The organism is Flavobacterium sp. ACAM 123 (assembly GCF_000264055.1).
Taxonomy (GTDB): domain Bacteria; phylum Bacteroidota; class Bacteroidia; order Flavobacteriales; family Flavobacteriaceae; genus Flavobacterium.
Genome location: NZ_AJXL01000042.1, coordinates 24800 through 32542 on the forward strand (window position 1 = coordinate 24800; position 7743 = coordinate 32542).

Sequence of the window (7743 nt, forward strand, 5' to 3'; positions counted from 1 at the left end):
TGCCAAATTAAATTCGTGTGTATGAAAAATAATAGAGGCAGCATAAAGGAAGTATTAAATCTTCGTCAAAAGGCAGAATCTAAACAGATAGATAAAAAATCAGATTTATATTTATTAGATCATGAATCTATTCGACTTATTCATGAATTAGAAGTGCATCAGATCGAATTAGAGATGCAAAATGAAGAACTTTTATTAGCTAAAGATCAAGCTGATAGTGCCACTCAAAAATATACTAAATTATACGATTTTTTGCCTTCGGGCTTCTTTACGTTAAGTAGAGAAGGTGATGTAATTGAGCTCAATCTTGCAGGTGCCGAGTTGTTAAGAAAAAACCAGTTTAAATTAATAAATAGTCGATTCTGTTTTTTTGTTTCAGATGAGACCAAGCCTATATTTAATCTTTTTTTGGACAATCTATTTAAACATTCCAATAAACAATCTTGTGAAGTTGCCATTATAAATAATGAAACCGAAATCACATATGTACATATGACGGGTATTGTAGAAGAAAGTACAAAGCATTGCCATATCTCCGTAATTGATATTACTGATCGAAAGTTGATGGAAATTGAATTGATTAAAGCAAAAGAAGAGTCAGAAGCAGCTACTAAGGCTAAAACAGAATTCTTGGCTAATATCAGTCATGAAATTAGAACTCCGTTAAATGGAATAATAGGTTTCACCGATTTGTTAATGAAATCAAATCTCGAAAAAAACCATCTAGAATATATGGTAACGATTAACGAATCAGCAACAACATTAAAGCATATTGTAAATGATGTTTTAGACTTTTCTAAAATTGAAGCAGGGAAGTTAGAACTTGAAATTACAAAGACAGATATTTACGAGTTGACTAAGCAGGTTATTGATTTATTTAAGTACCAATCGATAAATAAGAAAATAGATTTAGCTCTCAATATCGATTGTAGCGTTACACATTATATACAAGCAGACGCCTTAAGGCTAAAACAAATATTAGTAAACCTATTAAGCAATGCGCTAAAGTTTACTGATAGCGGGAAAATTAGTTTGGATATTTCTGAAATTCCTTCTTTAAGTACAGATTCTTGCATCATTAATTTTTCTATTAAAGATACTGGTATCGGTATAAAAGAGAGTAGCAATAAAAAAATATTTACCGCTTTTATTCAAGAAGACAATTCTACAAGCCGTCGCTATGGTGGTACGGGTTTGGGACTGTCTATATCAAATGAGCTTTTAGCGTTAATGAATAGCAAATTACAATTAAAGAGTAAACTTGGCGAAGGAAGTGATTTCTTTTTTGCGGTTAAATTCAAGAGGGTAAATTTGAAACAAAATATTGATTATTCAGCTAACAAAATCAGTAGTAGATGTACATTACCTTATAAAATACTGTCTAATACGAAGGTTTTAATCGTGGAGGATAATAAAGTTAATATGTTTTTAATAAGAACATTAGTCAAAAAAATACTACCAAATGCCACTATTTTTGAAGGTATTGATGGGAATGAGGGGGTAATGCATTTTAAAAAGGAAGCGCTGGATATCATCTTAATGGATATTCAGATGCCTAACAAAAATGGGTATGAAGCTGCGAGAGAAATTCGCTTATTGACCAATGGAGAACAAATTCCAATTGTTGCCATAACGGCTGGAACCATGACTGAAGACAAAGAGAAATGTTTTGAATCAGGAATGAACGACTATCTACCAAAGCCAATCACTCTAATCGATTTGGAGATAGTATTACATAAATGGCTAATTAAAGAGTAATTATAGTTCTGCTTTTGGATCTCAATATTTATTATGTCATAGTAGTTTTAGAAACATAATTTAAAACAAAAATTCATTATTTACATTTAGTTGCGTTTAACTTGTCTGCGTTTATAATCCAATTTACTTATCGAAATTGTTCTGATTTTTTTAATTCTACTATCGATGTCATATAAAAAAAGTGTACTGTAAGTGGATCTTATTCACTTTACTATCGACATAATAATCATCGTTTTCAATAATAATAAAGTACTTTTATACTGATTTAGCATAGTGCTTTATTTAATGAAGATGGGTTGATGTATCAAAGCGTAATATCATAATGAAAAAGAGAGAGAATAAACAAAATTTCCCGGCAGAAGATGGCTTTTCTAAAACAGCCAAAGCTATCGCCGGTAACAACGAGCATAGCGACGACTTCCCGATAGTTGGCATAGGCGCTTCCGCAGGTGGGCTAGAGGAAATGGAAGTTTTTTTTAAAAATATGCCGAAAAAAATGGGTATGGCATTTGTTGTTATCCAGCACCTTGATCCTGATTATGTTGGGATGTTACCTGAGCTATTGCAGCGGGTTTCTTCTATGAAGGTACTACAAGTGACAGATCGGCTTAGGGTGAAAACGAACCATATCTATGTAATTCCTCCAAATAAAAGTTTGACAATTGTAAAGGGTATATTATATTTAACAGCTCCCACTGAGTCCCGATGGTTGCGCTTACCAATAGATATTTTTTTTCGTTCCTTGGCGCTTGATCGATTAGATAAAAGTGTTGGGATCATTCTGTCAGGAATGGGTTCTGATGGAAGTTTAGGAATTTTATCTATAAAGGAACAGCGTGGTTTTGTTTTGGTTCAGGAACCGGCTACCGCAAAATTTGACTCGATGCCCACACATGCCACTAAAGCCATGTTAGTAGATATTGTGGCTTCTGCAGAAGAGCTACCCGCTAAGCTAATTGCGCTTCTCCGTGACAAACAGCTAATTAAAAATAATGCAGATATTGGTACAGAAAACAGAACGAGTCTAGATAAAATTATCATTTTACTATTAGAGCAGACTGGTCAAGATTTTTCATTGTATAAAAAAACGACTTTAATGCGGCGCATCGAAAGGCGTAAAGAAATTCATCACATTGCTAGCACTCGAGATTATTTTCGTTTTTCGAAGGAGAACCCTGATGAAATTGAATTACTTTTTAAAGAATTATTAATAGGGGTGACTAGTTTTTTTCGTGATGTAGCGGTTTGGGACAAACTAAAAAGCACTGTTTTGCCTGAACTTATAAAAGACTTACCGGATGGATACGTATTACGGGCTTGGGTTCCCGCCTGCTCAACGGGAGAAGAGGCTTATTCGTTAGCTATTGTATTCACTGAAGCGATAGAACAAATTGGTAAATATACAAACCTAAAGCTACAAATTTTTGCGACGGATTTATCCACAGATAGTATTGAGAAAGCACGGCGCGGTGTATTTAATTCTAATAGTATGGCAGATGTATCATCGGAACGAATCAATAAGTTCTTTAATATCGAAGCAGATGGATATCGCGTGAATGCAGTAATACGAGAGAAAGTTATTTTTGCACCTCATAACATAATTAAAGATCCTCCTTTTACTAAGGTTAATATATTAATGTGTCGTAATATGTTGATATACATGGAGCCACCTCTACAAAAAAAAGTAATAGACTTATTCAACTTTAGTCTTATCCCTGGTGGTATTATGGTATTAGGATCTGCCGAAACCATTAGCCCAAACAATGAAGGCTTTGAAGCTTTAGATCCTAAATTAAAACTGTACAAGCGTACAAATATTTCGTTAGCATCAAATTCAACTAGTTTTCCAAGCTCTTTTTCAGGTAGTAAAACAGTACCCAAAGAAACAACAAACAATCCCAAAATGGTCGAAAATATTCAGAATCTTGCAGATCAAATCATACTTCAGCAATTTGCGCCAGCCAGTGTACTGGTAAACGACAAAGGAGATATTTTATACATCACAGGTCGAACTGGTAAATATCTTGAACCCGTGGCCGGTAAAGCAAATTGGAATATCCATGCCATGGCACGAGAAGGATTGCGGAGTGAACTACACGGCACCTTTCGTAAAGCGTTGCAAAGCACTGACCCGATCATCCTTAAGAATATTAAAATTCGAAATAACAACGGAGGATTTAATTATGCAACCATAACTGTTCAGCGGATTGAAAAGCCTGATCAATTAAAAGGGATGGTATTGATAGTGTTCAAAGAGGAGCGCGAGATTGAGGAGCCCGATGTATTAGAACAAAAAAAGGGTAGAATTAACTTACCAGAAAGACAGATAGCACTTGAGGCTGAATTAAAGCAATCAAATGAAGATTTGCTGAATTCGCGGGAACAAATGCAGGCCTCTCAGGAAGAATTACAATCAACGAATGAAGAATTGCAATCAACAAATGAGGAATTGACAACTTCAAAAGAGGAGATGCAAAGTCTAAACGAAGAGTTACAGACTGTAAATGCCGACCTTAATAACAAGTTGCTTGATTTTGAACAGGCAAATAATGATATGAAGAATTTGCTTAACAGTACTGAAATCGCAACACTTTTCTTAGACAAAGAGTTAAACATACGTAGGTTTACAGATGCGGTTACTAAAATATTTAAAATACGAGCTAGTGATTCTGGTAGGCCTTTTACAGATCTGGTTAATGATTTGAAATACCCTGATATAGGTGCCGATGGACTAACGGTAATTAAAAATCTAATCCCAATTCAAAATACAATCGCAACAAAGGACGGACGATGGTACAATGTTCGGATTATGCCGTACCGAACGTCAGACGATCGCATTGACGGTCTTGTGATTACCTTTACTGATATCACTGTTTCAAAAAAGGCCGAAGAGGCTTTATTAATGGAAAATCGATACCTACATCTGTTTGAATCGGCGAAAGACGGGATTCTTATCCTCGATGCAGAAACAGGGTGTATTATAGATGTTAATCCATTTTTAATAGAAATGTTGGGCTACTCTTCTGAGCAATTCGTTGAAAAAGCAATCTGGGAAATAGGTCCCTTTAAAGATATCGTGGCTAATAAAGAAAAGTTTTCTGAGTTAAGTAAAAAGGAATTTTTTCGGGATGAGGATTTATCGCTCCAAGCCGCTGACGGGAGAGAGGTCAAAGTGGAGTTTGTCAGTACGATGAATTTAGTGAACAATAAAAAAGTAATTGAATGTATTATTCGTGATATTACGGACCGTAAAAGAATCCAAGAAGCATTGACTTTTGCGGAGTTGCGTTATCACCATCTTTTTGAATCAGCAGAAGAAGGAATATTTTTTATTGATGCCGCAACAGGGAAAATAACAGATGTAAATCCATTTTTAATTCAATTATTAGGTCATCCAAAAATCGAGTTCGCTAAAAATCCAATTTGGAAAATCAACTTTTTTGAAAATATAATAGGTAGTAAAGATAAGTTCAATGAATTAAAGCAGAAAAAGTCCGTTAATTATAAAAATATCCAAATTGAAACATCCATCGGACAAAAAATTAATGTTGATTTTGCAGCAAGTATTTATATAGTTGATAATCAAGAGCTAATACAATGTTTTATTCGTAACTTTACTTATATAAAGTCGTAATAAGCGTTTCGAATGAGTGATTATATAGAATCATATTACTAAAGCGTTAGATTATTTATGTGATAATAATTAAATTAGTTAGTAGGGATGGAGAATGTTGATAACAGTTCGAAAGTTAATATGCTTCTTAGGTTAAAGGCCGATGAATTGCAAAAAAACAAGGAGTCATTGCAGTCTGAAGGAAAGCTTTCTGATACTTTGATATTGAAACTAATTCATGAATTAGAAGTGTATCAGAAGGAACTGCAAATGCAGAACGAAGAACTGCTTTTAGCAAAAGACCAAGCGGAGCAGGCAATTGAAAAATACACTGAGTTATACGACTTTGCCCCTTCTGGATATTTTACCTTATCAGCTAGTGGTGTGGTTTTACAAGCTAATCTTACAGGAGTCGAAATGCTTGGCAAACTGCGTCCAAATGTGCTAGATACGCAATTTGGTTTTTTTATTTCTGATGATTCAAGAAATAGATTTAACGATTTTTTAGCAAAAATATTTAAAAGTAAAGTTAGAGAATTATGTGAAGTAAACTTTATCACTAACGAGCAGAAGTATTCATTCGGTTGCTTATCCGGCGTTGTCGCAACAAATCCTTTGCAGTGTAATATAACATTAATTGTTATTACAGAACTTAAAGAGGCAGAGTTCGCCTTGCACAATTGTGAGCAAAGGTATAGTGATCTTTTAAATAATTTGGGCGAAGGTGTCATTGTTTATGCGCCAGACTCCTCCATACTGCTTAGTAATCCTAAAGCCTCTGAATTGCTTGGCTTAAGTGAAGATCAAATTAGAGGAAAACAGATAATGGATTCCGATTGTAAATTTTTGAATGAATCCTATGTACCTCTACCAGTTGCTGAATTGCCATTTAATCAAATTTTAGCGAATAAAAAACCACTTAAAAATTTTATTGCTGGAATCCAAAAGCCTGATTCTAAAGACGTAGAGTTCCTTTTAATAAATGGCTTTCCCGTAATTGATTCTAATGGAGAACTAACAGAAATAGTAATCAGCTTTATCGATATCACTGAGATGAAACTGATGGAGAAAGAGGTAATCAAAGCCAAATATCTAGCAGAAAAAGCAAACAAAGCTAAATCTAATTTCCTGACTAACATGAGTCATGAAATTAGGACTCCACTGAACGGAATAATTGGATTTACAGATTTATTGATAAAAACAGATTTAAATGTAAATCAATTTGAATACGTAAACATAGTAAATGAATCAGCTATTATATTAATGGAAATTGTCAATGATGTATTGGATTTTTCTAAGATCGAAGCGGGGAAGTTAGAATTGAATATTGAACAAATAGATTTATATGGACTTGTAAGGCAATTCATTGCTCTATTCAAGCATCAGGCAAAACTAAAAAATATAGATTTATTCTTAACCATCGATAGTGAAGTACCTCAATTTATCTTTGCTGACGCAGTGCGATTAAAACAGATTATTGTCAACTTAATAGCAAATGCCTTAAAGTTCACAGAGAAAGGATGCATACAGTTGATTATTAAAGAAATCAGCTCAGATGATAGTGCCATTTCCAGTATTAAATTTTCAGTGAAAGATACTGGCATGGGGATAAAAAAGCGAAATCAGGAGAAAATATTTCATTCTTTTGTGCAAGAAGATATCTCTACTACCCGAAAATTTGGAGGAACAGGTTTAGGTTTGGCAATTTCCAATCAGTTGTTAGCGTTAATGAACAGTAAATTAATCCTTAAGAGTAAATATGGAAAAGGAAGTAATTTTTATTTTTCAATAGACTTTAAGAAATCAGACAAGATAAAAGAAACAGTAATTCCATTTTTTCATCAATTAGACGAGAATGAAAAGTCTTTGAAAGAATATTTGATTAATACAAAAATACTAATAGTAGAAGACAACAGAATCAATATGCTTTTAGTAAAAAAAATGGTAAAAAAAATAATTCCAAATTGCACTATCTTTGAAGCAGTAGATGGAGAAGCAGCTATTAAACTGTTTAAGAAACAGATTGTGGACGTGATTTTAATGGATATACAAATACCTAAAAAAAATGGTTTTGAAACTACCGCTGCAATTAGAAAATTAAGTCATGCTCCACCACCAATAATTGCTTTGACGGCAAATGTTTCTGTTGAGGATAAAGATAAGTGCATAGAAAGTGGCATGAATGATTATCTTTCTAAACCCTTAAATATACAGGATCTAGAGACTGCGCTACATAAGTGGGTAAAAAATTGATTTTAATCTTTACTTTAGACAAATGGAGATAAAAGCATACCATAGGAAACACTGTTCTTAAAATATTTAATTCGTTTTTTTATAACTCCAAACAGCAAATCCATTTATAATAAAAGCTT

The 7743-nt window shown here is 33.6% G+C and carries 3 protein-coding genes; all 3 read left to right on the forward strand.

Going from position 1 to position 7743, the window contains the following annotated elements; translation table 11 throughout:
* The first annotated feature begins 21 nt into the window (after window positions 1–21).
* The 3 genes from A3SG_RS0109545 to A3SG_RS20775 all read left to right on the forward strand — a co-directional run bounded on the left by A3SG_RS0109545 (window position 22) and on the right by A3SG_RS20775 (window position 7624).
* Window positions 22–1758, forward strand: a complete 1737-nt coding sequence (locus A3SG_RS0109545; RefSeq protein ID WP_016989796.1) for an ATP-binding protein — start codon at window positions 22–24, stop codon at window positions 1756–1758.
* 322 nt (window positions 1759–2080) lie between these two features.
* Window positions 2081–5392 (forward strand): chemotaxis protein CheB, encoded by a 3312-nt coding sequence (locus A3SG_RS0109550; RefSeq protein WP_016989797.1) that lies wholly within the window; start codon window positions 2081–2083, stop codon window positions 5390–5392.
* 87 nt (window positions 5393–5479) lie between these two features.
* Window positions 5480–7624, forward strand: a complete 2145-nt coding sequence (locus A3SG_RS20775; RefSeq protein ID WP_016989798.1) for a response regulator — start codon at window positions 5480–5482, stop codon at window positions 7622–7624.
* Window positions 7625–7743: the final 119 nt, after the last annotated feature.

Excerpts from the sequence above, each read along its gene's own strand:
- A3SG_RS0109545 (WP_016989796.1), top strand. The coding sequence starts at position 22 with ATGAAAAATAATAGAGGCAGCATAAAGGAAGTATTAAATCTTCGTCAA.
- A3SG_RS0109550 (WP_016989797.1), top strand. The coding sequence starts at position 2,081 with ATGAAAAAGAGAGAGAATAAACAAAATTTCCCGGCAGAAGATGGCTTT.
- A3SG_RS20775 (WP_016989798.1), top strand. The coding sequence starts at position 5,480 with ATGGAGAATGTTGATAACAGTTCGAAAGTTAATATGCTTCTTAGGTTA.